This is a genomic window from Paenibacillus sp. JL3B1040, from assembly GCF_057063165.1.
Genome location: NZ_CM169317.1, coordinates 2,858,943 through 2,883,827, shown reverse-complemented (window position 1 = coordinate 2,883,827; position 24,885 = coordinate 2,858,943). Strand labels below are relative to the sequence as shown.

General features: G+C 54.0%; 22 protein-coding genes and 1 riboswitch. Of the genes, 18 read left to right on the top strand and 4 right to left on the bottom strand.

The features are described from left to right. Positions 1–95 precede the first annotated feature (95 nt). The 6 genes from ACZF99_RS12960 to ACZF99_RS12935 all read left to right on the top strand — a co-directional run bounded on the left by ACZF99_RS12960 (position 96) and on the right by ACZF99_RS12935 (position 6,532). Complete coding sequence (locus ACZF99_RS12960) at positions 96–773, top strand: response regulator transcription factor (RefSeq protein ID WP_483612400.1); 678 nt, start codon at positions 96–98, stop codon at positions 771–773. Continuing rightward, positions 770–2,599 carry a sensor histidine kinase gene (locus ACZF99_RS12955; protein WP_483612398.1) on the top strand — a complete coding sequence of 610 codons (1,830 nt, stop codon included), beginning with the start codon at positions 770–772 and terminating at the stop codon, positions 2,597–2,599. The genes ACZF99_RS12960 and ACZF99_RS12955 overlap by 4 nt, the downstream gene beginning before the upstream one ends. Positions 2,600–2,743: 144 nt before the next feature. Beyond that, entirely contained in the window at positions 2,744–3,424 is a 681-nt protein-coding gene (locus ACZF99_RS12950; RefSeq protein ID WP_483612396.1) for a GDSL-type esterase/lipase family protein, read from the top strand. A 46-nt stretch (positions 3,425–3,470) separates the two neighbouring features. Continuing rightward, entirely contained in the window at positions 3,471–4,877 is a 1,407-nt protein-coding gene (locus tag ACZF99_RS12945; RefSeq protein ID WP_483612394.1) for an MBOAT family O-acyltransferase, read from the top strand. A gap of 21 nt (positions 4,878–4,898) precedes the next feature. Next, positions 4,899–6,041: a DHHW family protein gene (locus ACZF99_RS12940; RefSeq protein WP_483612392.1), complete on the top strand. Its 1,143-nt coding sequence runs from the start codon at positions 4,899–4,901 to the stop codon at positions 6,039–6,041. Further along, positions 6,038–6,532, top strand: coding sequence for a DUF4358 domain-containing protein (locus ACZF99_RS12935; RefSeq protein ID WP_483612390.1), 495 nt, complete (start codon positions 6,038–6,040; stop codon positions 6,530–6,532). Before ACZF99_RS12940 ends, ACZF99_RS12935 begins: the two co-directional genes overlap by 4 nt. A 51-nt stretch (positions 6,533–6,583) precedes the next feature. On the opposite strand, the gene ACZF99_RS12930 is transcribed toward ACZF99_RS12935, so the two are convergent. Both ACZF99_RS12930 and ACZF99_RS12925 read right to left on the bottom strand, forming a co-directional pair. Next, positions 6,584–7,351 (bottom strand): HAD family hydrolase, encoded by a 768-nt coding sequence (locus ACZF99_RS12930; RefSeq protein WP_483612388.1) that lies wholly within the window; start codon positions 7,349–7,351, stop codon positions 6,584–6,586. A gap of 107 nt (positions 7,352–7,458) precedes the next feature. Continuing rightward, entirely contained in the window at positions 7,459–8,376 is a 918-nt protein-coding gene (locus tag ACZF99_RS12925) for an ArsR family transcriptional regulator (protein WP_483612386.1), read from the bottom strand. 74 nt (positions 8,377–8,450) lie between these two features. On the opposite strand from ACZF99_RS12925, the gene ACZF99_RS12920 reads away from it, so the two are divergent. From ACZF99_RS12920 to ACZF99_RS12895, 6 genes are all read left to right on the top strand, one after another. Further along, positions 8,451–9,740 carry an MFS transporter gene (locus tag ACZF99_RS12920; protein ID WP_483612384.1) on the top strand — a complete coding sequence of 430 codons (1,290 nt, stop codon included), beginning with the start codon at positions 8,451–8,453 and terminating at the stop codon, positions 9,738–9,740. Between the two features lie 102 nt (positions 9,741–9,842). Then, positions 9,843–10,577 (top strand): phosphonate ABC transporter ATP-binding protein, encoded by a 735-nt coding sequence (locus ACZF99_RS12915; protein WP_483612382.1) that lies wholly within the window; start codon positions 9,843–9,845, stop codon positions 10,575–10,577. Continuing rightward, positions 10,574–11,848 (top strand): hypothetical protein, encoded by a 1,275-nt coding sequence (locus ACZF99_RS12910; RefSeq protein ID WP_483612380.1) that lies wholly within the window; start codon positions 10,574–10,576, stop codon positions 11,846–11,848. The genes ACZF99_RS12915 and ACZF99_RS12910 overlap by 4 nt, the downstream gene beginning before the upstream one ends. Before the next feature lie 29 nt (positions 11,849–11,877). Continuing rightward, on the top strand, positions 11,878–12,576 hold the full coding sequence (locus ACZF99_RS12905) for a response regulator transcription factor (RefSeq protein WP_059042890.1): 699 nt from the start codon (positions 11,878–11,880) through the stop codon (positions 12,574–12,576). After that, positions 12,573–14,018 (top strand): sensor histidine kinase, encoded by a 1,446-nt coding sequence (locus ACZF99_RS12900; RefSeq protein WP_483612378.1) that lies wholly within the window; start codon positions 12,573–12,575, stop codon positions 14,016–14,018. Before ACZF99_RS12905 ends, ACZF99_RS12900 begins: the two co-directional genes overlap by 4 nt. Before the next feature lie 43 nt (positions 14,019–14,061). Then, a complete protein-coding gene (locus ACZF99_RS12895) occupies positions 14,062–14,598 on the top strand; it encodes a GNAT family N-acetyltransferase (protein ID WP_483612699.1) in 537 nt (178 codons plus the stop codon). Positions 14,599–14,692: 94 nt separating this feature from the next. Here ACZF99_RS12895 and ACZF99_RS12890 read toward each other — a convergent pair whose 3' ends face one another. Next, on the bottom strand, positions 14,693–15,913 hold the full coding sequence (locus ACZF99_RS12890; RefSeq protein ID WP_483612375.1) for a glucose-1-phosphate adenylyltransferase: 1,221 nt from the start codon (positions 15,911–15,913) through the stop codon (positions 14,693–14,695). 184 nt (positions 15,914–16,097) lie between these two features. On the opposite strand from ACZF99_RS12890, the gene glgB reads away from it, so the two are divergent. After that, positions 16,098–18,029: a 1,4-alpha-glucan branching protein GlgB gene (gene glgB, locus ACZF99_RS12885; RefSeq protein WP_483612373.1), complete on the top strand. Its 1,932-nt coding sequence runs from the start codon at positions 16,098–16,100 to the stop codon at positions 18,027–18,029. After that, positions 18,026–19,456, top strand: coding sequence for a glycogen synthase GlgA (gene glgA, locus ACZF99_RS12880; protein ID WP_483612371.1), 1,431 nt, complete (start codon positions 18,026–18,028; stop codon positions 19,454–19,456). The genes glgB and glgA overlap by 4 nt, the downstream gene beginning before the upstream one ends. 30 nt (positions 19,457–19,486) lie before the next feature. On the opposite strand, the gene ACZF99_RS12875 is transcribed toward glgA, so the two are convergent. Continuing rightward, complete coding sequence (locus tag ACZF99_RS12875) at positions 19,487–21,229, bottom strand: alpha-glycosidase (protein WP_483612369.1); 1,743 nt, start codon at positions 21,227–21,229, stop codon at positions 19,487–19,489. Positions 21,230–21,501: 272 nt separating this feature from the next. On the opposite strand from ACZF99_RS12875, the gene ACZF99_RS12870 reads away from it, so the two are divergent. The 4 genes from ACZF99_RS12870 (at position 21,502) to ACZF99_RS12855 (ending at position 24,884) form a co-directional block, all read left to right on the top strand. Beyond that, the gene (locus ACZF99_RS12870) at positions 21,502–22,353 is read left to right on the top strand and encodes a transporter substrate-binding domain-containing protein (RefSeq protein ID WP_483612367.1); all 852 of its coding nucleotides are present in this window, start codon (positions 21,502–21,504) and stop codon (positions 22,351–22,353) included. 96 nt (positions 22,354–22,449) lie between these two features. Further along, positions 22,450–23,112 carry an amino acid ABC transporter permease gene (locus ACZF99_RS12865; RefSeq protein WP_483612365.1) on the top strand — a complete coding sequence of 221 codons (663 nt, stop codon included), beginning with the start codon at positions 22,450–22,452 and terminating at the stop codon, positions 23,110–23,112. Beyond that, positions 23,099–23,821, top strand: a complete 723-nt coding sequence (locus ACZF99_RS12860; RefSeq protein ID WP_483612363.1) for an amino acid ABC transporter ATP-binding protein — start codon at positions 23,099–23,101, stop codon at positions 23,819–23,821. The genes ACZF99_RS12865 and ACZF99_RS12860 overlap by 14 nt, the downstream gene beginning before the upstream one ends. Before the next feature lie 181 nt (positions 23,822–24,002). Further along, positions 24,003–24,175: riboswitch (cyclic di-AMP (ydaO/yuaA leader) on the top strand. Positions 24,176–24,182: 7 nt separating this feature from the next. Further along, positions 24,183–24,884: a 3D domain-containing protein gene (locus ACZF99_RS12855; RefSeq protein ID WP_483612361.1), complete on the top strand. Its 702-nt coding sequence runs from the start codon at positions 24,183–24,185 to the stop codon at positions 24,882–24,884. Position 24,885 lies beyond the last annotated feature (1 nt).

The window sequence follows — 24,885 nt, the reverse complement described above, 5'->3', positions numbered from 1 at the left end:
GGAATAGCAGACGCTTCGGTTGATGTTTCCGGCGAAAACGGTTAGTGTAGGCATGGAGAATCTTCAACGTTATTGAGTTAAAGAGGAGTAGAACCATGTCGAAAACAATACTGCTTGTCGAAGACAAACTTCTTTTGCGGGAGATTATCAAAGATTATTTCCTGAATGAAGGATACGCCGTGCTGGAAGCGGGCGACGGAAAACAGGCGCTGGCGCTGTTCGACCAGCACGAGGTCCAATTGATCATCCTTGACATTATGCTGCCGGAATTGGACGGTTGGTCGGTGTGCCAACGGATCCGCAAGGTATCGGATGTCCCGATCATCATGCTGACGGCCCGTTCGGACGAAGACGATACGTTGCTCGGCTTCGAGCTGGGTGCGGACGATTACGTCGTCAAGCCGTGCAGTCCGCCGATTTTACTGGCGCGGGCCAAACGTTTCCTGGAACCGCGCCACATGCCCGCGAAAGAGAAAGATACCCTGGTAGGCGCCGGAATCGCTTTGCACCTTCCTTCCCGTTCCGTGACGATCGGCGGGGAAGAATGCAGCCTTACGTACACGGAATTCGAACTTTTGGCCTGTCTCATGAAGAACAAAGGAACGATCGTAACCCGGGAGCAATTGATGACGAAAATCTGGGGATACGATTTTCCCGGCGACGAACGGACGATCAACAGCCATATGCGAAACTTGCGGGCGAAGTTGGACGATAAGGCCAAATGTATCGTAACTGTCGTACGCGCTGGCTATAAATTTGAGGAGCAGCCATGATCAAAGGGATTGTCCTTAAGCTGTTTTTGTTGACGACGGCGCTTTGCTTGTTTATCGTCGCGCTGATTTTCGCTGGGCAAACCGTGTTTTTTAAACAGTTTTATGCGCATCAAAAGGTGGAGGATATCAAAGCCTCCGTCCAAACCTTTGAGCAGGATTATCTGAACACCGGCGGGGAAGCGAAGGACGTTGCCGAACTGGAGCGGGAATTTTACCGGAAGCATGACACTTGGATCGCGGCGTTGGACGAAATGGGGAATATGCTGTACTCCGGCGATTTTGAGATGGAGGTCCAGTTGGAACAGACGGACGACGTCCCCGGCCTTTCCGGCCAAACGCTGACGATTCCGCTTTACGCCGTGGCGAATGTGGACGATTTTAGCGCCGACAATCCGCTTTACGCTTTTGGGGGGACGTGGGCCCGGGAAGGCCAGCCGATCGCGATCGAGGGCCTTATGATGAAGGGGCATTTGATTCCGCAGCGGATGGGAAGGAGCGTTTCCCATTTAAGAGAGGAAGGCCGCTTGGAAAACTCCTCTTTGATCCGCAAGGAATACGAGGTTGTCCCGCGCTTCGGGAGCCCGGAACAGTATCATGATAAGTACCCTTCGGCGCTGGTTCGGGGAATCATCACGAGCCTTCGGCTTCCTGAGGGAGCCGGCGTCACCCGCTATACGAACGGTTTGTTTCTGGAACGGATCAAAGCTTTTCAGGCGGATCTGCTTTACGGAGACTACGACGGGAGCGCAAATGGCGAGGTGATGGATTTCGCGGAGAATGAGGTGAACTACAAACTATTCGTGAAACGCACCGAAGGCCGGACGGGGCAGCCTTCTTACCTCTTCGCCATGACGTCGCTTCAGCCCGTTAGCGAGGCCGCTGCGGTGATGCGGAGCTATTATGGCTATATCGTAGTCGCCGCATTGCTGCTGGCGGTGCTGGCCTCTCTATACTATTCCCACCGGATTGCCCGGCCCTTGCTGCGAATCAACCGGACCACCAGGCAGATCGCCCGGCTGGACTTTTCCGAGAAATTGCCGGTGCGCAGCCGGGATGAATTGGGACAGCTGTCCGGCAGCATCAACGAGCTATCCGAGCGGCTGCATTCCCATATCCAGCAGCTTACGCGGGACATCGAAAAGGAAAAGCAGTTGGAGCATACGCGAAAAGAATTTATCGCCGGCGTTTCGCACGAGTTGAAGACGCCGCTAAGCGTCATTCAAAGCTGCTTGGCCGTGCTCAAGGACGGAGTTGCCGGCCACAAGCGGGACTATTATTTTGCGGCCATGGAAGAAGAAGTGAACGGGATGATCCTGCTGATCGAGGATATGCTGGAGCTGGCGAAATACGAGTCGGGCACATACAAAATGCAGTTGGAACCGTTCGACATCGGCCATGCGATCGAGCGGGTTTGCACCAAGCTGGCCCCGGAGCTTGCCGCCAAGCGGCTCAAGCTCTCAACCCGGCTGGCACCGTCCGAAGTCATGGCGAACCAACGCCGCATCGAGCAGGTTTTGGTCAATTTTCTGACCAATGCGATTCGTTATACGCCGGAAGGGGGAGTCATCCTCATTACGGCGGCCGAAGAGGCGGACGCCATCCAGGTGAGCGTCGAAAATCGCGGAGTTCATCTACCGGAGGAGCAGTTGGAAAAAGTATGGGATCGCTTTTATCGCGGGGAGCCTTCGCGAAATGCGGCAACCGGCGGAACCGGTCTGGGCCTGGCGATCAACAAAAAAATATTGGAGTTGCACGGCTTGCCCTACGGCGTAACGAATACGGCGGAGGGTGTGATGTTTTACTTTTATTTGCGCAAACCAGCGTAGAACTTCGGTTCTGCGCTTTTTTTGCGGCCGCATGCGGTCCATTTTTAAATCATCTTGATCCGGTCTGCACCTTATCTGCATTTTGTTGTTTTATCCTATCTGAGTGTGAAGAGACAGAAAACCGCAGAAAGGAAAGTAGACGGAATGAAAAAAATGATTGGAATGTTAATCGCCGGAATTACCGCTGCAACGCTCACGGCTTGCGGAGGGCAGAGCGGAGAGTTGAAGCCGGAGCCTGCCGGCTTCAACTCCGCTCGGCAAACACAGGGACTCGCTTCTTCGGAATCGCCGCAAGACGCGCTTGCTTCGCTGTTTCATAGCAGCGTGTTCCTGGGGGACTCCATCACGGAAGGCTTGGCGTATCACGAGGTGTTGGCTGATGAGAATGTGTTGGCCGGTGCGGGAAAAACGGCGGAATTCGCCATGGAGGATATGGAGCAGCTGACCAAGCGAAACCCCAAGCATATTTTCATTCAGTTGGGATCGGACGATATCCTGTGGCCGACGGAAGATCCGCAGCGATATGCGATCAACCATTACACCGCCTTGCTTGAAGCGATCAAACAGAAGCTGCCGCAGGCCGAAATCACGGTCTTGTCGGTCACTCCCGTCACGGACGAAGCGCTCGGAAAAGAGCCGCGTTATCAAAATATCCCGGACTATAACGAGAAACTGAAAGAAATGGCCGCCGAGGAACAAGTCGCTTTTGTCGATCTGACCCCGGTAGCGGTGGACCATCCGGACCTGTACGATACGGACGGCATTCATTTTAAGCCGGCGTTTTATCCGCTCATGCTGGAAGCCTTGAAGGAAAGGGTCAAGTGACGATGGTTGTGTTCCTGCGGCCCGATGGAGCAGGGAGGGATAAGCGTTGGTATTCAGCAGCCTGATCTTCCTGTTTCAATTTTTGCCGGCGACCTTGTTCGTCTATTATTTATCGCCCCCGAAGCTTCGCAACGCCGTCCTGCTCGCGGCCAGCCTGGTGTTTTACGCTTGGGGAGAGCCGTTATATCTGTTCATCATGCTGTTCTCCACCTTGTTCAATTATGCGGTTGGGCGGATGGTTGAGAAGCATCGGGAGCGATTTGGGATCGCCAACGGCTTATTGACCGGTTCCCTCATCGTCAATTTGGGCGTATTGTTCTTCTTTAAGTACGCCGGGTTTGTCGCGGACAATCTGAACGAGTTATTGCATCTTCACCTGCAGATGGAGGACCTTCCGCTGCCGCTCGGCATTTCCTTTTATACGTTTCAAACGATGTCCTATGTGATTGACGTTTACCGGCGCAAAGTGACCGCGCAGCGCAATCTGATCTCGTTCGGCGCTTATGCGACGATGTTCCCCCAGCTTGTGGCCGGTCCGATCGTCAAATACGGAGACATCGCCCGGCAACTTGTTGCCCGGCACATGACGCTTGACCGGTTTGGAAGAGGGGCGGAACTGTTTATCCGCGGCCTCGCCAAAAAGGCGCTGCTGGCTAATCAGATCGGCCCGTTGTGGACGAGCGTCAAAGCGACGCCGCCGGGAGAACTCAGCGTGCTTTCCGCATGGCTCGGAACTTTGGCGTTCACGTTGCAAGTTTACTTCGACTTCAGCGGATACTCCGACATGGCTCGCGGGCTAGGGAAGATGTTCGGGTTTGATTTTATGAAAAACTTCAACTACCCGTATATATCCCGGAGCGTCACGGAATTTTGGCGCAGATGGCATATTTCCCTGGGCTCCTGGTTTCGGGAGTACGTCTATATCCCGCTTGGCGGCAACCGAAATGGATTGCCGAAACAGCTGCGTAATTTGCTGATCGTGTGGTTCTTAACCGGGTTATGGCATGGGGCCAGCTGGAATTTTATCGTGTGGGGGCTTTATTTCGGGTTCCTGGTTACGGCCGAAAAGCTGTTTTGGCTGAAAGGGCTGCACCGCCTCCCGCGTTTTGTCGCACATGGCTACACGCTTGCGGCCGTCATCATCGGATGGGTGTTTTTTGAATACGAACATCTGGGGACCGCCGTCCGTTTCATCGGGACGATGTTCGGATACGGCACGCCCGGCTTAGCCGATCGGCAGGCGCTCTACGATCTGTCGGAATACACCGGTTGGCTGATTCTGCTGGCGATATGCGCGACGCCGTTTCCGCGCCGGCTTCTGTTGCGCATGCGGAAGAGACGGGCAATCGCGGGATCCGCTTTAACGTTGGGCCTGTACTTGCTGCTGCTGTTCCTATCGACGGCGAATCTCGTCCATCAAACCTATAATCCGTTTTTATATTTTCGCTTTTGATGCGGGGGAGAGGAGGGGACGTTGAAATTGAGAAAGGTTCACAAGGTCATGGCCGTTTTGCTGCTGGTATTTATAGGCGCGCTGCCGGTTGCGGGTTGGCTGACGCCGGACCGCAAGTTTTCCCCGGAGGAAAACCGGATGCTGGAACCGCAACCGAATTATTCACTGCACCGTCTACTTTCGGGTAAATTTGCAGTTGATTACGAGAAATACGTGTCCGACCAATTCCCGTTCCGCGACTTTTGGATTGGCGTCAGCTCCGATATGGGACGGGCCTTAGGACAGAAGGAACGGAGCGGGGTCTACCTCGGCAAGGCCGGTTATTTGATCCAGCAGTTTCAACCGCCGACGCAGGCACAGGTGGAGGAAAACGCCGAGGCGATCCGGATGGTTGCCGCTGCGCTGCCGAACCTGCAAATCTACTTCATGCTGGCGCCTACTTCGTTAACGATGAATCAGGAGAAGCTGCCGGCTTTCGCGCCTGTGGGCGATGAACTCGCTTCTTTGAAGCAAATGCGGGATGCGCTCGGCAACTCCGTGAAGGTTGTCGACGTTTATCCGGCACTATCCGCCAATCGCCGGGAGGATCTATACTACAGGACGGACCATCACTGGACGACCTTAGGGGCTTATTACGCATACCGCGAGTTATGCTGGCAAATGGGAATCGTCCCGCAGGCCAAAAACGAGTTCGAACTTCGGCAGGCCACGGATCAATTCTACGGATCGCTGTATTCAAAGAGTGGATTCAAACACCTGCGGCCGGATGAAATCGAGCTATGGCTGCCGAAAGGCGAAGAGCGTGTGTCCGTAGAGTATGTCGGCGAGCAGTATGTTGCCGATTCCTTATACGCGATGGAGAACTTGAGCGGGAAGGACAAGTACGCCGTCTTTTTAAACGGGAACCATGGACTGGTGAAGATCACGTCGGATCAAGCGGAGGGGAAGAAACTGCTGGTCGTGAAAGATTCGTACGCCAACAGCCTGATTCCGTTTTTGACAAAGCATTTCAGCGAAATCTGTGTCGTGGATCCGCGATATTACGACGGCGACTTGTCGGCACTGATTCGGGATCAGGGAATTCAGGACCTGCTGATCCTATACAATATCAACACGTTTTTTGCGGATCCATCGATTCTGAATTTGCAGGAGATGATTGAATGAAGCGACGAAACTTATGGAGAAGTAAATTAACCATCGCAATACTGGCACTGGCCGTTATGGTCGGCCTGCTGGCAGGATGCGCCGGGAAGAACGAGGAAAGCGGGAGCCTGACGGCGGCCGAGGTGGCCGAGCGAATCGAGAAGTCGGCGGATTTAAGCAACATGAAGCAGGGCGATGCGAATAGGCTGGAAAAGTTGTATCATCTCACAAGCAACGATCTGGAGGATTTCGTATTATTTACGGCATCATCCAACGTAAAAGCGGACGAATTGCTGGTTATCCGGCTCAAGGAAGCAAGCGAGACGGACCGCGTTATGGAGCAAATCGAACAACGGATTGCCGCGCAAGCCGCCAAATTCAAGGATTACCGGCCGGAGCAGTATTTTCTGATCGAAAAGCGCGTACTGAAAACGAATGGCCGTTATATCCTGTTTTCGGTCTCGGCCGAGGCGGACTCCATGGAGCGGATTTTTGACGAGGTTGTTTCATGATCGGTTTGGCGGGTATGTCCCCATTATGTCTCTTAATCACAAAAACGGACCTCACAAGGTCCGTTTTTGCCGTGTTGCTTGATGAAGATGATTAAAGATCACGCGCGGCACCTCTTCGAGCGAAGAGACCGTATGCAATTCCGCATCCCCGTCATGCTGCAGCTCCACGATGTTGTATAGCCACTCATTGGGGATTTTGATATAGACCGCTTTGATACCGGCGGATAGGGCCGGCATGACATCGGTACGCAAGCTGTTGCCGATCATCCATGTACGGGAACGGTCAAACCGCCGCGAGCGCAAAATTTCCTCCAGCGCTTCGGCATTTTTGTGCTGGCGAATGTAAATCCGGTCCTGAAAATAATCGGCCAGCCGCATTTGCTCGATTTTGCGCTGTTGGATCACGGTTTCTCCTCCCGTGTACAAGTGGAGATCATGCCCCTGGCTGCGCAGCAGATTTAAGGTTTCGACCATCCCGGGATACGGCTCGATCGGCTGCTCGTACACGCTTAGCCCCAGCTTCATCAGCCGTTCTTCCTCTTCGGGAAGCCCCTTCCGTCCCGTCACGCGGCCGAAATACCGATAGGTGTCGACCAGCGATTCGGGAAAATGCGAGCTGGCAAACCCGATTTGATGAACGCCGGCGACGTCGATTTCCGTCTGCTTCTCGCGGACTTCTTGCGTGGAGATGCCGTGCGGTTTGAACCATTCGGTCAGCAGGTCGGAAAATTGGTCAAGAATCAAATCGAAGTATTTATTGCAATGGACCAACGTATCGTCCAAATCGAATAGAATATGTTGACGCAGGGGGTTATTCATTGACGGGTCACTCCTTTATCCAAGAAACGCTTGTCTCTAGTTCTAACTCTATCCTAACACAAGCGGAAGCGCCCCGCCAAAAGCAAGCCGTCCATTGGCTACTTACGCTACAGCCGAATGTAGGATTCCAGGAACATCTGCAGCTCCGCTGCGCCGTCCGGACGGATGCTGAATTTCTCCGTATCCTGCGCCAGCAGATGGATGCGCAGCAATCCGGCGACCCGAAGCCGCATTAAATCGTGCATCAACTGTTCCTTGGGCTCGCCCAGATCCGTCAGCATCTCCTGCATCGACTTCGGCTCGTCGGCGACGTAGCGAAGAAGGCGCAAGCGCTGCGGTTCGGCCAGCGCGCGGGTCAGGCGCTTCAACACCATCGGCGGTTCGTCCTCGTCGAGTTCCGGGATGTCGAGCGGATATTGGATGAATAGCACATTCTCGTAGAAGACGTATGTATTGATCGGCCGAAAATGAATCGAAGGGGTCAGTACGACCTGCGCGATCGGTTTAAGGGGTTCCAGCACCAAGCCGCCGGAAGCGTATTCGATGAGAGCGTCGGTATCCATCTTTTGCAGCAGCGTGTGCTTCTCGGCTGCATCTTCCTCCAGCAGCGGGAGAAATTGGTTTTCAATCGGACCGAAATATAGCCGCTGCCAGCACTTCAACAACGGGATGTAGCTGCTGCGAATCCGTTCTATAGTATCAATATTCACAGCGGAAATGTAGGATTTGGTGCGGCGGTAAAGGGTTTCGACGGGGGTCTCCGCCACCTCGTCCAGAAAACGGGTTGCCTCGCCAGCTCCGTTTCGCTCCAAAGCCCAAACGTACAACACGTCGTAGTCGGCGAACGGGAACTTGGCCGCTTCGGCGAATTGCCGCCGCTCTTCCGGCGTCAGGCGGGCGTCGATCTCGGCGATCCATTCCGGCCCCACATCGAGATTGTTCACCCATTTTTGCGTTGTATATATCATAAAGCTGCTGATCAGTTCGTAGACCAAGGAATGGTCCACTTTCACATCATAGGCCATGACAGAACAAACCTCCCAAAGATCTTAGCATTCAGATTCATTATGGCTTGTTAGGGAGGGGATTGTCTACTATAATGTTTAAGGATTATCCGGAAAAAACCATTTGGGGAAAAGTCGTCAGAAAATTGACGATTTTTCTTTGTTTTTATGAAGGAGTGCTTTCATTGAACCTTTCGCCATCAAGACCGTATCGCTTGGTTTCTCCAACGGTGATCCTGATCGCCGTCATCGTGATTGCCGGACTCAGCCAAGGGCTGCTGCTGCCGGTGTTGTCCATCTTTATGGAAGAAAGGGGGATCTCCTCTTCCGTTAACGGGCTACACGCCGCCGCATTGTACGCCGGATCGTTCGCCATGTCGCTGGTTGCCGAAAAACTGCTGCGCCGGACCGGTTTCAAACGTTTGCTGCTGGGAGGCGTCGCGCTCGTTATGCTCGCCTTGCCGGTATTTCCGCTGGTCTCGGATTTGCGGGTATGGTTTATGCTGCGTCTGCTGGTAGGGATCGGGGATAGCGCGATTCATTTCACTTCTCAGTTATGGATCATCTTAGTGTCGCCGCCGGAAAAAAGGGGCCGAAACATCTCCTTGTATGGGATGTCCTACGGGCTTGGGTTCAGCCTCGGACCGCTCGGCATCCGGCTCCTGGAATTCGGGCAAGCCGTCCCGTTCGTGATGCTGGCCTTCCTGTTTCTGGCCATCGTGGTCCTCGCCGCGATTTACTTGCCCGACCGCGCCCCTGAACCTGTTCGCCAGGAGGAAGCCGGCGCTCCCAGCAAAATCCCGCACATCTACCGGCTGGCTTGGTTTGCTTTGCTGCCTTCGCTGCTTTACGGATACATGGAAGCTTCCATGAATAGCAACTTCCCGATCTACGGCTTGCGCTCGGGCCTTAGCGCCGCGGATATCGCTGCGCTGCTGCCGTTCTTCGGCATCGGCGGGTTGATTCTTCAGCTCCCGCTCGGTATGCTCAGCGATCGGTACGGCCGCAAAAAGGTGCTGATGGCCGCAGGGTTGTCCGGCGGGCTATTGTTTTTGGCCGTGCCGCTGGCCGGAAATCACTTTATGGCTCTGTTGCTCTTGTTTATGGGCGCGGGCGGCCTGGTCGGCTCGTTCTTCTCGCTGGGTCTGGCGTATGCCGCGGATTTGCTCCCGCGCCATTTGCTGCCGATGGCCAACGTGATCGCTTCCTTCCATTTCAATTTCGGAAGCATCGTCGGACCGAATCTCGGCGGGGCGGCGATGCAGCTTGGCGCTGCGCCGTTATTGTTCCTTCTTCTGGGGGCGGCTTATCTGTTGTTTTCCGCGTCGGGACTGGCGTTCAGGACGGAACTTGGCAAAAAAAGCGCAAATATGAACAGGCTGTAATGGATTTTCGTCGGTTTTTCCAATACACTAAAGGGTATAGGTTATTGCACTGGGATGATGACTTTTGGAAATACCTCATAGGGGTCAAAGGAGAAATCGGACATGATCAGAGTCAACCACTTGCAGAAATCGGTGGATGGGAATAAGAAGAAAGTGCTTCGCGACCTTACCGTCCAGTTTGGTGCGGGGGAAATAATCGGCGTGGTCGGGGCGAGCGGCAGCGGAAAAAGCATGCTCCTGCGCTGCTTGGCGCTTCGCGAAAGCTGGAACCGGGGAGACTATACGTGGAATGGGGACAAGGTGGTCGAAGGCGGCGGACGCGGTTCGCAGAAATACCGGTCCAAGTGCGCTTACCTTGAGCAGAACCCATCCCTGTATCCCGAAAAGACCGCGCTGAAGAATGTCTTGATCGGACAAGCGGGACAGACCCCGCTGTTGCGCCGTCTCACCGGGATGGTGCGGTCGGACGATTATATGGGCGCGATGGACGAACTGGAGAAATACGGTTTGCTGGACAAAGCCCATGTTAAGGCGGGCCAGCTCAGCGGCGGCGAGCGCCAACGGGTAGCGATCTGCCGCGCGTTGGTGCACGGGGCGAGCTTCCTTGCCGCGGACGAGCCGGTGATCGGTCTCGACCCCAAGTCGGCGGAACGGGTGTTGGAGACGCTGAAGGAGCTTTGCACGCAACAGGACAAAATCGTGATTGCGGCATTGCCGTTGGAACTGGCGGAGCGTTACTGCACGCGGATCTGGGGCCTCCATGAAGGAGAACTCAAGCTTGACGTGTCCGGACGCCGGTTGACGCCACAAGAGAAACGCCTAATCGATTTGGCATGAAACGAGTGATGAGAATGTTCACCAAAAGGCGGTTAACCGCTTGGGCGGGAGTTTGTCTCCTCTTGGTCCTGAGCGGCTGCAGCTTTATAAACGATCCGAAATCGTTGATGCAAACGCCGCAACTTTCCACCGATCGCGCATCGCTAATCAGCGTGATTAAGGCAGAGCTGAAGGGAGGAGAAATCGTCTCGCCGCGAGACGTCCGCAACATCAGCTCCATCCGAACGCCGGACCTGAACAACGACGGGAATAAAGAGGCGGTGGTATTCTATGAAACGCCGGATGAGGCGGTGCGGATCCACGGGATGATTTTGGAGCATCAAGGGGACACCTGGGCGCTGAAGGTTCGATTCGACGGCGAAGGGCAGGTGCTCGAAACGTTCGATCTGCTGGACCTGAACGGCGACGGCAATCTGGAGATTATCGCCGGCTTCTCGAGCGGATCCGATGAACTTCAAAAAGGGTTAACCGTTTATACTTACGACGGTTCCGAAGTCGAGAAGGCGATCGCGTTGCCCTATCATTATTTTATGGTGGACGATCTGAACCAGGACGGCATTCCGGACATTACGGTCGTGAATTTAAAGCGGGAGCAATATGCGACGGTAACGACGTATCAATACGACGGATCTTTCAAGGAATTAAGCCATCTGGAACTCGACGATCCGATCAGCGAGTACTATAATGCGGTCAGCGGCAACATCACGCCTAACCTCAAGGGGGTTATTCTCGACGCGACGGTAGGACCCCACTCCGCTTTCTCGACGGTAATCGTCATGAAGGACGGGGAACTCATCAACCTGCTGCCTTCACAGGACATGACGCTGAAAGAATATCCGATCTTGAGCGGCGACGTCAATAACGACGGCCTGCTGGAACTCGGCATGCTGGAGAAGCCGAAAGGCTGGGAATATATTTCATTCGATGAAATTCCGTGGCTGTTTTCGTATTATCAATGGGATGAGAAGGAAGGGCTCAAATTCGTGATGCAGCAGTACATGGATATGGCCGGACGGTTTTACTTCAATTTCCCGAAAGAATGGCTTGGGAATGTGACGATCGATACGAAATCGGACAAAAACGAACATCTGATTTTCGTCAAAACCGATACGAACGAATCGGTGGCAGAGATCCGTTTCTTTACGTTGTCGGAATGGGAGCGGAACAAAGCGGATTGGGAGCTGCTCGCCCGGGATGCCGATAAGGTGATCGGGTTCCTCAGCCACACGGATTTGAAAGTGAACAAAGGCGAGACGGAAATCAAGCGTTAAGCTGTTTTTTTGAAGAGGGGGCAACCAAATTGAGCAAAGTGCTGATTTTGGAGGACGAAGAGTCCATCCGCAGTTTTATCGTCATTAACTTGAAACGCAACGGCTTCGACGTTCTCGAGGCGGCGGACGGCAACGAAGCGTTAAGCAAGCTGCAGAGCGTTCCGGACATTGACATCGCGCTTCTCGACGTGATGGTGCCGGGGATCGACGGCTTCGAGGTGTGCCGCCGCATCCGGGAAACGAACGAACGGATCGGGATTATTTTCCTCACAGCCAAAGTGCAGGAGCAGGATAAGGTCTACGCGTTGTCCGTCGGGGCGGACGATCACGTCAGCAAGCCGTTTAGTCCAACCGAACTGATTGCCCGGATCCAGTCGCTGCTCCGCCGCGTTAATGTTTACCGCGAGAGCAGCGCAAAGGTGACGTTCACTTCCGGACCGTTTACACTGGATTTGATCTCTAAACAGTTCAAGAAAAACGGGCAGCTGATCGAGTTGACCCCGACGGAGTTTTCGCTGATCCAATTTTTCCTTGAGAAGGAGAATACGCCGCTCAGCCGCGATTTGCTCCTGGATCATGTTTGGGGCAAGGAATATATGGGCGATCCGAAGATCGTGGACGTGAATATTCGACGTTTGCGGCAAAAGATCGAAACGAATCCGTCCGAACCGGCTTTCCTGCAAACCGTGTGGGGGCACGGTTATAAATGGAAAGGCGAGGGACAATGATCAAGAAAGGGATCGGACGGCAAATCGTCTTACACTATTTCATTGTCGTATTCGTAACGCTGTTTATGATCGAGGTTATTTTTACGCTGGCCATTCGCATGTATTATTACGATACGATCTATAACCATATGTCCAATCATTCCATATGGGCATCGGATTACTTCCAGAAGTTCGTCCGGCTGAACGTGGAAGGAGATCCGGACTATTTTACGGAGATGCTGCGTACCTTCGAACTCGATAACACCGAGCTGATGATCCTGGACCGCAACGGGGAGGTCAAGGCGAGCACGAACGTATTCCAAGCGGATAAAGCGATTCAAACCAGCGATGTTCCGCAAGCGTTAGCCGGCAACGTCGGCAAGTGGATCGGTCGGCAGACGGCGACCGGCGAACTGGTGATGGCCGTATCCCGGCCGCTGCAGATTCAAGGACAGACGCAATATATCGTCCGCTATGTCACCTCGATGGAGTCGGTAAACTCCAAGCTGTTGAACCTCACGTTTATGTCGATCGCCGTTTCGGGCGCCGTGCTGGCGTTGGTTACGTTGTTCAGCATCGGGTTGGCCAACTCGATCGTTAAACCCATTAATAATATTCGCGCCGTATCGGCACAGATGGCACGAGGCAAATTCGACGCGCGAATCAAGGGAAATTACCGGTACGAATTGGGCGAGCTGGCCGCGACCTTGAACTATATGGCCGAGGAGATCGTCCGAAGCAACCAGATCAAGGACGACTTCATCTCCTCGATTTCGCACGAGCTGCGTACGCCGCTCACCGGAATCAAAGGCTGGAGCGAGACGTTGACCTCCGGCGGCTTCGATCCCGAGGAGACGAAAATCGGGATGGGGATCATCGCCAAGGAAACCGATCGTTTGATCGGACTCGTCGAAGAAATTCTCGATTTCTCGAAACTGCAATCCAATGAAATGAAGCTGGTGATCGGCGAGGTGAACCTCAAAGAGCTGCTTCAGGAGACGATGTTGAACGTTTGGGCCAAGGCGGAGCAGAAGCAAATTCAATTGAAGCTGGAAGACAAAACCGATGGCAGCGCAATCGTCAGCGGGGACGGCAACCGACTGAAACAGGTATTCCTGAACGTCGTGGACAATGCGATCAAGTTTTCCCATGAGCAAAGTTGGATCCATCTGGTGATCGACCACTTGGAGAATGGGCGCGTGCGGGTCGATGTCATCGATACCGGAATTGGGATCAGCGAAGAGTATTTGAACAAAGTGAAGGATCGTTTCTTCCAGGTGAATCACCAGGGAGGCGGCACCGGCCTGGGGCTGGCCATCAGCCAGCAACTGGTTGAGCTGCATCATGGGGAAATGGAAATTCAAAGCGAACTTGGCGTCGGAACGACCGTATCGGTGATCCTGCCGCTGCTGACCGACGCACAAGGCGAAGGCGCTCCGGACGGGACACAACCCCAACTTTAAAGGGATTGGATACGTCAGGGAGAGAAGGGGATTTGCATTGAATATGCCAATCGATACGTTGGAAACGGCTCAGGGGACATTTATCGTCTCGCTGGCAAGTCAGGACGATTTGGAAGAGGTGCGGCGGATGCTGGTTGAGGCTGCGGATTGGATGCGGGAGAACGGCGTCAAGCAGTGGAATCCGCAGCAATTTACGGCGGAGTTGATCCGGTCGTATTATGGGGAACGGGAGATTTATCTGCTGCATGCCTCGGGCGAAGCGGCAGCGATGTTCACGCTCCAGGACTCCGATCCGGACTACTGGGGGGAGCGCAATGTTCCCGGATACAGCTACCTGCACCGGCTGACGATCCGATTGCCGTACCGTGGCCGCGGACTGGGTGCCGATATTTTGCGGTATGCGGCCCAACGGTCCAGGGCGTTGCAGCGAACCGGACTGCGGCTGGACTGCTGGAACCAGAACCTGAAGCTAAATCGGTTGTACCAAAGCCTGGGGTTCCAGTCCCAAGGAACGGGGCAACTCAACGGCCGCGAATTTAATTTATACCAGTTGGACCCTCATTTGTACCTGCAAAGCTAACGGCGATTAAGCTATGTCGGCGAACAGGCATACCCAAAGGGGCCGCCTCGAAAGATCATTCCTGGATTCTTTCGAGGCGGCCCCTTTCTTTCGGTTACGAGAGCAAACCTTCGGCCCGAAGCCGGGGGGTGTTGTCGTAAACCTCCTGAAGCAGACGCGATGGTTGCGACCGGTTGATGGGTTTGGCGAACACGGTTTCGTAGGGGGCGACGACGCTGATATCCGCCGGGCCCGCTTTGATCACGGCGCCATCCTTGATCACGGCGCCTTCACCGATGATGGCCCGCTCGATCTGGACGTTGCGGCCGATTTGGGCACCCGGCATGATGACGCTGTCCTTGATCCGGGAATACTTGCCGATTTCCGTTCCGTCGAAAATAACCGAACGTTCGGCAAATCCTTCAAGCGAGCAATAATCATGGACGAGAGAGTATGGAGCATGAGCGATGCGTTTTTTGCCCCCCGCTTGAAGGACCGGTCGTTCCCGGGTATACATCGGCCAATCTTCCCGATGAAGCTTCCATTCGGAAGATTCGGCGAGCAAATCCATATGGGCTTCCCACAGACTTTGAACCGTTCCCACGTCCCGCCAATACCCTTTGAATTCATAAGCGTGCAGCGGTTCGCTTCCCGCCAGCATTTTCGGAATCAAGTCTTTGCCGAAATCGTGACTGGACTCGGGATTGGCCGCATCTTCCTCCAACTGCCTTTTCAGGAAATCCCACTCGAACAAATAGATGCCCATGGAGGCGAGATTGCTGGTGGGCTGCGGCGGTTTCTCCGCGAATTCGGTAATGCGGTTCCGTTCATCCCGGGTCATGACGCCAAAGCGATGGGCTTCTTCCCAAGGCACCGGCATCACCGAAATCGTCGCTTTGGCCTGGTGACTGAGGTGAAAATCCAGCATGTGACGGTAGTCCATATGGTAAATATGGTCTCCCGAAAGGATAAGGACGTATTTGGGCGAATGGCCGTCGACAAATGCCATGTTTTTGTAAATGGCGTCCGCCGTTCCCGCGTATTCCTCAACGCCTTCCCGGAAAGCGGGCAGCAAGGTGATCCCGCCGTCCTCCGAGCGCGTCAACTTCCAGGGCTCGCCTTCGCCGATATGCTCATGGAGCGAAGCCGCTTCGTATTGCGTGAGTACGCCAATCGTGTCGATCCCGGAATTGACGCAGTTGCTGAGAGGAAAATCGATGATCCGGTATTGTCCGCCAAAGTGCACGGCCGGTTTCGCCTGCTTGGTGGTCAGCGGAGACAATCTTCGTCCTTCCCCGCCGGCAAGAAGCATGGCAATACAGTCCTTTTTCCTCATTTCATTTCCCTCCCGTATGTTTTTGTCTGTGTAGCACATACATTAAAGGATATAATGTAGTTGGAATAAATTATGGAAATCGAGCGAGAATATTACATCATTTTATTGTAAATGCAGAAATTTTTTTAAAAATTGCTAAAGTTACTTAAAGAACTTTTCAGATCGTGTCAGGGTGGTGAGTGATTTGTTCGATTCCGCGCCCGAATCCAGTTGGGCCCATGCCATTTCGCCGAGGGATATTTACTTGTTCCGCGAAGGAACCTTGTATCAAAGCTACCGCACGTTTGGCGCCCATCCCGCAACCGAAGAAGGAAAACCCGGCGTCCGCTTTACCGTTTGGGCCCCGAATGCATGCCAAGTGGCCGTTGTCGCCGACTGGAACGGTTGGAAGGGGACTCGTGATGTACTATATAAGATACCCGATTCGGGAATTTGGACTCGTTTTTTTCCGGATGTCCCGCTTGGAAGTTTTTACAAGTATGCCGTAACCGGACCGGACGGGGGGACCCGTTTCAAAGCGGACCCTTATGCCTTTTACGCCGAAACACGGCCGAACACCGCCTCGATTATCGCCTCGCTGGACGACTACGCCTGGGGCGACGGCGAGTGGGTTCGGGGACGCGCCGCTCCTTACGCACAACCGGTAAACATTTACGAGCTGCATTTCGGTACCTGGCGGCAACCATCTGACGGGACATTCTACTCCTACCGGGAGATGGCCGATTTGTTAATCCCTTATGTCAAAGAGATGGGCTATACCCATATCGAGATCATGCCGCTTTGCGAGCACCCGTATGATTTATCCTGGGGTTACCAGACAACCGGTTATTTTGCTCCGACCAGCCGCTACGGCGAGCCGCAGGATCTAAAGTATTTCGTGGACCGCTGCCATCAAGCCGGGATCGGGGTGTTGCTGGACTGGGTACCGGGACATTTTGCGAAGGATGATCATGGGCTGCGCCTTTTTGACGGGACGCCGCAGTACGAATATGCTGACCCGGCCAAAGCGGAGAAACCCGGCTGGGGGACGCTCAGCTTTGATTTCAGTAAACCCGAAGTTCGTTCTTTTTTGATCTCCAGCGCGATATATTGGCTTGAGATGTATCATTTCGACGGGCTCCGAGTGGACGCCGTCACCAGCATGATTCGGTTCGACTTCGAGAAGCCTTCTTGGGCTGCGGCCCGCAATGAACACGGGGGCAGCGAGAATTTGGAGGCGATCTTGTTTTTGCGGCAGTTGAATACGGCGGTATTCCGCTACTATCCGCATGCCTTGATGATGGCGGAAGAATCGAGCGCTTGGCCGATGGTCACCGCTCCGGCTCATCACGGCGGTCTCGGGTTTAATTACAAGTGGAACATGGGCTGGATGAACGATACGCTGGATTATTTCGAAACCCCGTTCGAAGAACGGCCTTCTCGACATCAACGGCTTACGTTTCCGATCTGGTACGCCTATTCGGAGAACTTCACGCTTCCGCTATCCCATGACGAGGTCGTACACGGCAAAAAATCGCTGCTGGACAAAATGCCGGGCACCTATGAGCAAAAATTCGCCGGACTTCGCCTGCTGCTGGGGTATCAGTTGACGTCTCCGGGGAAAAAACTGATATTTATGGGCGGTGAATTCGGCCAATTTATCGAGTGGCGGGATCGGGGGGAGTTGGACTGGTTTTTGCTCGATTACGAGGCTCACCGGAACATCCAAAGCTATTGTAAGGCGTTAAACCGATTTTATCGGCAGGAACGGGCGCTTTGGGAGCTGGATCATGACCCCGAAGGTTATCAGTGGATCATCCCCGACGACGACATGCAATGCGTGATCGCTTATGTGCGAAAAGGGAAGCTGCAACAAGATCTACTGCTCGTGATGTTGAATTTTAGGCCCGAGGAACGAAGCGGGTATCGCGTCGGCGTCCCGCTGCCCGGGCGGTACATCCGAGCGTTCAATAGCGATGATGCCATGTACGGCGGTTCAGGGAGCCGGCAGCCGGAAGCGGTGCCGAGCGAACGCACGGCTTGGAACGGTCAACCCCAAAGCATAACCGTTACGCTTCCTCCGCTGAGCATGACGGTATGGAAGCGTCTAGCGCCAAGAAGGAGGGCGAAAGGATGAAGATCTTATTTGCCGCGGCGGAAGTTGCGCCGTTTATCAAAACCGGTGGTCTGGCCGACGTGATCGGCGCGCTGCCGAAGGCGTTGATCGAAGCCGGTCATGACGTGCGGGTTGTCATGCCGAGGTACCGCGAGCTGCCTTCCGTGTATCGCGAACGTCTGAAGCACCTCGGGACCGGCCAGGTTCCGGTAGGTTGGCGGAGCAAATACGGCGGAATCTCTTTACTGAACTGGGAAGGCCTCCCCGTATACATGATAGACAACGAGGATTATTTCGGCAGGGAAGGGGTGTACGGGCATTGGGATGATGGCGAGCGATTTGCGTTCATGGACCGGGCCGTGCTGGAGCTGCTTCCGTTAACCGGGTTCTTTCCGGATCTTATCCATTGCCATGACTGGCATACCGCGATGATCCCGCTGCTGCTGCGGGAGCATTACTCGGACCGGCCGGAATACCGGAACATTCGAACGGTCTATACGGTACATAATTTGCTGTATCAGGGGATTTTCCCCGAAGAAGTGCTGGGGGATTTGTTAGGCCTGCCCTGGAACTATTTCACGCCGGAAGGTGTGGAGTATTACGGCAACGTGAGCTTCATGAAAGCCGGCTTGGTGTACGCCGACCATGTAACGACGGTTAGCCCCACGTATGCGGAGGAGATCAAGACGGAGCATTACGGCTACGGGTTGGATGGTCTGCTGCGTTCGCTCGGCAGGCGCTTGTCGGGTATCGTCAACGGAATTGACGCCCGGGCTTACGACCCGGAGACGGACCTGGAGCTGTTTGCCCGTTACGGCCGCAGTCTGGAGCAGAAGCGAGCCAACAAACCGGCGCTCCAGCGGGAGCTCGGATTGCCGGAAGCGCCGGATACGCCGCTTGTCTCGATGGTTAGCCGGCTGGTCGAACCGAAGGGTCTGGATTTAGTGATGCGGGTGCTGGACGAATGGCTGAGCGAGGATGACGTGCAATTTGCGCTGCTCGGCACGGGGGACCGGGCTTATGAAGATTGGTTCCGGGAAGCGGCGTCGCGTCACCCGGGAAAGTTGGCGGTGCAAATCAAATTCAGCGATGCGTTGTCCCGGCGCATCTACGCCGGCAGCGACTTATTTCTTATGCCTTCGCGGTTTGAGCCGTGCGGCATCAGCCAGTTGCTGGCGCTGCGCTACGGTACGATCCCCGTGGTGCGGGAAACCGGCGGTTTGAACGATACGGTACGGTCTTACAACGAATTTACGGGGGACGGCAACGGCTTCACCTTTCGCAATTACAACGCCCATGATATGCTGTACACGCTGCGCCGGGCGTTGGCTTTCTACCGCCGGCCAGAGCATTGGGGGCGGATTACGGCTAACGCCTTCGGCGGCGAATACGGATGGGACGCTTCGGCACGGCAATATATCGAAATTTACGAAAGCCTAAAGAAATAGCGGACGCGCTGGCGTCCGCTATTTCCAAAATTAAATGTGCCGGTACAAGATTCGAAACCCATAGGGTTCAAGCGTAATGTTCATGATCCCGCTTGCCGGCGCCACCGCTTCTTCGGTCAAGGCGTCCCGCCAATCGCTGGTCTGCATCGGATGCGTTAACGTGACCGCTTTCGGCGTATTGTTCATCCACACCGTAAAATGCATTTGCTCATCCATTCGTTCGTACACGATGCACGGATCGCCCGGTTCGGCATGCAAGAACCGAAACCGGCCGTGGCGGAGAGCCGGATACCGCTTACGCAGTCCGATCAACAGCTTGTAGAAGTCGTAAAGCTCGCGATCCTGCTTATTGCGGTCCCATTCCATACATTTCCGACAATCCGGATCGCCATCGCCAGTCAGCCCGATTTCATCGCCGTAGAACACACAAGGCGTCCCGATATACGTAAACAGAAACACGACGCACAGCTTGAGCTTTCGCTTGTCGCCGCCGACGCGAGTGAGCAGACGCGGCGTGTCGTGGCTTCCCAGCATGTTAAAAACAACTTCATTCGTTTGATGCGGGTATCGCATGATCAGCGTGCCCATCTCATTGGAGAAAGCCGCTCCGTCCGTGCCTCCGGTGAAGAACTCCAGCACTTTGTCGGCAAACGGATAATTCATGACGGAGTCGAATTGATCCCCCAGGAGCCAATTTAATGAATCGCTCCATACTTCCCCGATCAGATAGGCTTCCGGATTGGCCCGTTTCACGACCTGCCGAAATTCGCGCCAAAAGGGATGATCGACTTCGTTGGCTACATCCAGCCGCCAGCCGTCCAATTTGATCTCTTTAATCCAATATTCGGCGACGCCGAGCAAATATTTGCGCAAATCGGGGTTGGCCGTATTAAATTTAGGCATATTGGGAAAAAAGCCAAACGTATCATAAGTAGGGATGCCGTTTTCCACTTTTGCGGGAAAGCGGTTCACATGAAACCAGCCGGCATAGGGGGAGCTTTCTCCATTCTTCAGCACGTCCTGGAACGGGGGGAAATGTTCGCCGCAGTGATTGAAGACGGCGTCCAGCACGACGCGAATTCCTCGGTCATGGCAGCGTTCCACCAACGTTTTCAGCAAGGCATTGTCGCCGAAATGGGGATCGACCCGCTTGTAATCGACGATATCGTATTTATGATTGGACGGCGCCGTGAATAAGGGCGTCAGGTAAAGCGCCGTGATACCCAGATCGGTTAAATCGTCCAGGTGATCGATGATCCCTTGCAAATCGCCGCCAAAGAAATTGTCCCGGGTCGGTTTGCCGCCCCAGGCTTCCACCGGCTTCGGGTCATTGGAGGGATCGCCATTGGCGAACCGTTCCGGCATGATCTGATAAAACACCGCCTGCTTGGCCCACTCCGGCACCCGGACCACTTCGATTTCGTGGATGTACGGAAATTCGAAGCATTCGCCGGGCGGAGAGGGGGCTTCCGATTGCATCCCCGCATCCAGCAAGTATACCGTTTCAGACCCGGCGGTCAATTTGAAAGCATAGGAGAGGCGTTTGAACTTGGGACGCACGGCAACCTCCCAATAGTCGAACATGCGGTCATGGGCCGCTTTTTCCATCGGTAGCTCCTGATAAGTCCCCGCCCAGTCGTATTTGTCCCCGGTCATCGCGTAGACCTGCTCCACATCATCCCGTTTGGTACGAATGCGGAGATGAATGGTGGTCGGATCGTAGGCATAGGCCCATTTGTCCCGAGGAACGTGGTAGAGCGCTTCAAGCAACACGGATCGGCGCCTCCTCTCATTTCGCTAGTGATCGTTGCAGGCTTATTATTCCCAAACGCGGCGCGAAGCATGAACCGGGAGAGGGACATAAATATTCAACGAATTGACCAAAGTATGATAAATGAGAATTCGAACGGCCGATATAAGTCGGAACTGTGAAAATATGATAAATGCTGTGAAAATTGTTTTGCATATATATACATTCTGATTTATAATTAGCCCAGTAATCATCATAGAATGAAAATAAGCCAAGCAGAACAGGAGAGAGATTCATGAAAAAATGGGGCATGTTATTCCTATCCGTCATGATGGTAACTTTGGTGCTGGCCGCTTGCGGTCAGGAAAAAAATAACAGCGGAAACGCCGCGGGCAACGCCGGCCAAGCCGCGAACCAAAACGAAACCCAGGCGGGCGGAGAGCAAACCGAACCGGCCAAGAAGCTGATCGTCGGCATGAGCGCGGATTTTCCGCCGTATGAGTTCCACATTAAAAACGACCAAGGTGAAGACCAAATCGTCGGGTTCGATGTGGAGATTGCGAAGGAAATCGCCAAGGATTTGGGCGCCGAAGTGGAAATCAAGGATTTGAAATTCGACACCCTGCTGAACGAACTGTCGAGCGGCCGGGTCGATCTGGTCATCTCGGGGTTGAGCCCAAAGCCTGAACGTGCCGAACAAATCGACATGTCTAAAATTTATTTTAACGCCGAGCAGGCCGTAGTTACCCGCGCGGCAGACAAAGACAAATTCGGTACCGTGGAATCGCTGGAAGGCGCCAAAATCGGCGTTCAGCAAGGGTCAATCCAAGAGGACATGGCCAAGGAAATCCCAAATGCCAAATTGACTTCGCTAGCTAAAATCAACGATATTATTATGCAACTCAATACCAATCGCGTGGATGCAGCCATTCTCGACGGCCCGGTTGCCGCAGCCTTCGTGAAGAAAGTCGATGGACTATCGATTACGGATGCAGAGCTGGAGAACGAGGATGAAGGTTATGTGGTCGGCGTGAAGAAGGGCAACACGGAACTGCTGGATCAAGTAAACGCAACACTGGATCGTTTGCTTACCGACGGCAGTATCGACAAGTTTGTCGCCGAAGCGAGCGATCTGGCCATCAAATAGGATGGATTCGAACCTGCAGAAAATAGCGAAACCCATTCGCTATTTTCTGTTTTTTTGCGCAAGGGTTTGAGGTAAAGGAGGAGGAAGGAAGGCAATATGGATCTTATATCGATGTTTATGGAATACCGGAGTTATTTCTTGGCCGGCGTGCAGTATACGCTAATCTTGGCAGCGATCAGCGTGTTTTGCGGCTTTATCCTTGGATTGTTGATCGCGCTGCTGCGTATGTCGCCTTGGAGAATCATACGTTTCTTCGGCCATGCCTGGGTCGAATTTCTGCGCGGCACGCCAATGATGGTTCAGCTCTTGATTATTCACTACGGGTTTGCGTTTATGTTTGACGTTAACTTCACGCCGATTCAATCCGGGGCGATCACGCTGTCGATCAACAGTTCGGCTTATTTGGCGGAAATTTTCCGGGCCGGCATTCAAGGCGTCGATCGGGGGCAAGGAGAAGCGGCCCGTTCCTTGGGAATGACCAAAGGGATGACTATGCGCCACATCATCATTCCGCAAGCGATCAAATCGGTGCTTCCCGCCATCGGCAACGAGTTTATTACAATCATCAAAGAATCGTCGATCGTATCGATCATCGGTACGGCCGAGCTGATCTATCAAGCGCAATCGGTCGTGACGATCACGTACGACGGGATGACGCCGTATTTGATCATCGCCATCATGTACTTTATTTTGACATTCACCTTGTCCCGCATTTTGGGCGTGTTCGAAAGGAAGTTGAAGACCAGTGATCACCGTTAAAGACTTGCATAAAAAGTTCGGCCAACTGCATATTTTGCGCGGCATCGACCTGGACATCTCCAAAGGCGAAGTCGTCGTCGTCATCGGTCCGAGCGGTTCGGGGAAGAGTACGTTCCTTCGTTGCTTGAACCTGCTGGAGGTCCCGACGGAAGGCGAGATCACGTTCGAAGGCGCTTCGATTACCGCCAAGGGACATAACATCAACCAAACCCGCGAGAAAATGGGAATGGTGTTCCAGCATTTCAATTTGTTCCCGCACAAGACGGTCATCGACAACATTACGTTAGCGCCGATTCGCGTGAGAAAGCTCGACAAAAGCAAGGCGGAAGCCATCGCCATGGACTTGCTCCGCACGGTCGGCCTTGAAGATAAGCGGGACGCCTACCCGGCGCAGCTGTCCGGCGGCCAGAAGCAGCGGATCGCCATCGCCCGCGCGCTAGCCATGGAACCGCATGTCATGCTGTTCGACGAACCGACTTCGGCGCTGGACCCGGAAATGGTCGGCGAAGTGCTCGACGTCATGAAGAGCTTGGCGGAACGGGGGATGACGATGGTCATCGTCACCCACGAAATGGGGTTTGCCCGCGAGGTCGGCGACCGCATCCTGTTTATGGATCAAGGCGTCATTTTGGAGCAGGGTACGCCGCAAGAGGTATTTGGCGCACCGCGGCATCAGCGGACACAGGATTTTCTGAGCAAGGTATTATAAAGGCCCATGTAACCGTCCGAAATCAAAAATTCGGGCGGTTATTTTTTGCCCTTTTTCGGGCCGAACGCACGCTCGGTTTTAACCTTGATTTTACGTTCGAACACAAAAATGTAACCCGACCTATCAAGGTTTCAAGCCACTTGGTGGGAATTACCTGAGCTATTGGTTACAAAATTGTGATATATTCAATAAGCCGAAACCTGAAACCGAGGTGCGGGGGACGAAAGCTGGAAACGAACGGCGATAAACGAGCTTCGTTTTCTTGGGGTGAAGCGCAGCCCAATAGGGAGCGCCGGGAATGTTCCTTTTTTCCGAATCCGACAACTAACTCCGCAGGCGCAGTAAAAAGGAGGATCATTCATTGATAAGTCGCATCGGTTCCAAAATTGCCGCATCGGCGTTGATCGCCGCAAGTATGACAATCACGCTGCTGACGGCTTCCGTTCATGCAGACGCGGTACATAAAGTCGTGGAAGGAGACACCTTTTATCTTCTTGCCAAACATTACAGAGTGGATCTGAACAAGCTTATGGCCGCAAACCCATCCGTACATCCGCAGAACATATATGAAGGCCTGAATATCATCATTCCGGGGGCTGAAACCCGTGCGATCGCCTTAGCTTCCGCCGCGCCAGCCAAACAGGAGGCTGCGCCGGCCGCCGCCCCCATGACGGCTGCCGCTTCCAAACTGAAGGTCATGTCCAGCGACAAGATCGTTGAGGCTTGGGGGAAAACGTTCACTTACTCGCATACCATCGCCGTCAAAGCCTCGGCTTATTCGGCATCGGCTAGCGAAAACGGGAAATGGGGCGCGGTAGATTACTTCGGCAACCCGCTGAAGCTGGGTACCATCGCCGTCGATCCGAAGGTCATTCCGATGGGGACGAAGGTGCTCGTAACCGGACACAACCATGACGGCCTGCCGGATCAAGCCTTTGTAGCTACGGCCTCCGACCAGGGCGGTGCGATCAAAGGCAACCGCATTGACATCTTCATTCCCGGCAGCGCCGCTTCCGTGAAATCATTCGGTTATCAAGACGTCACCCTTTACGTGTTGAACTAGG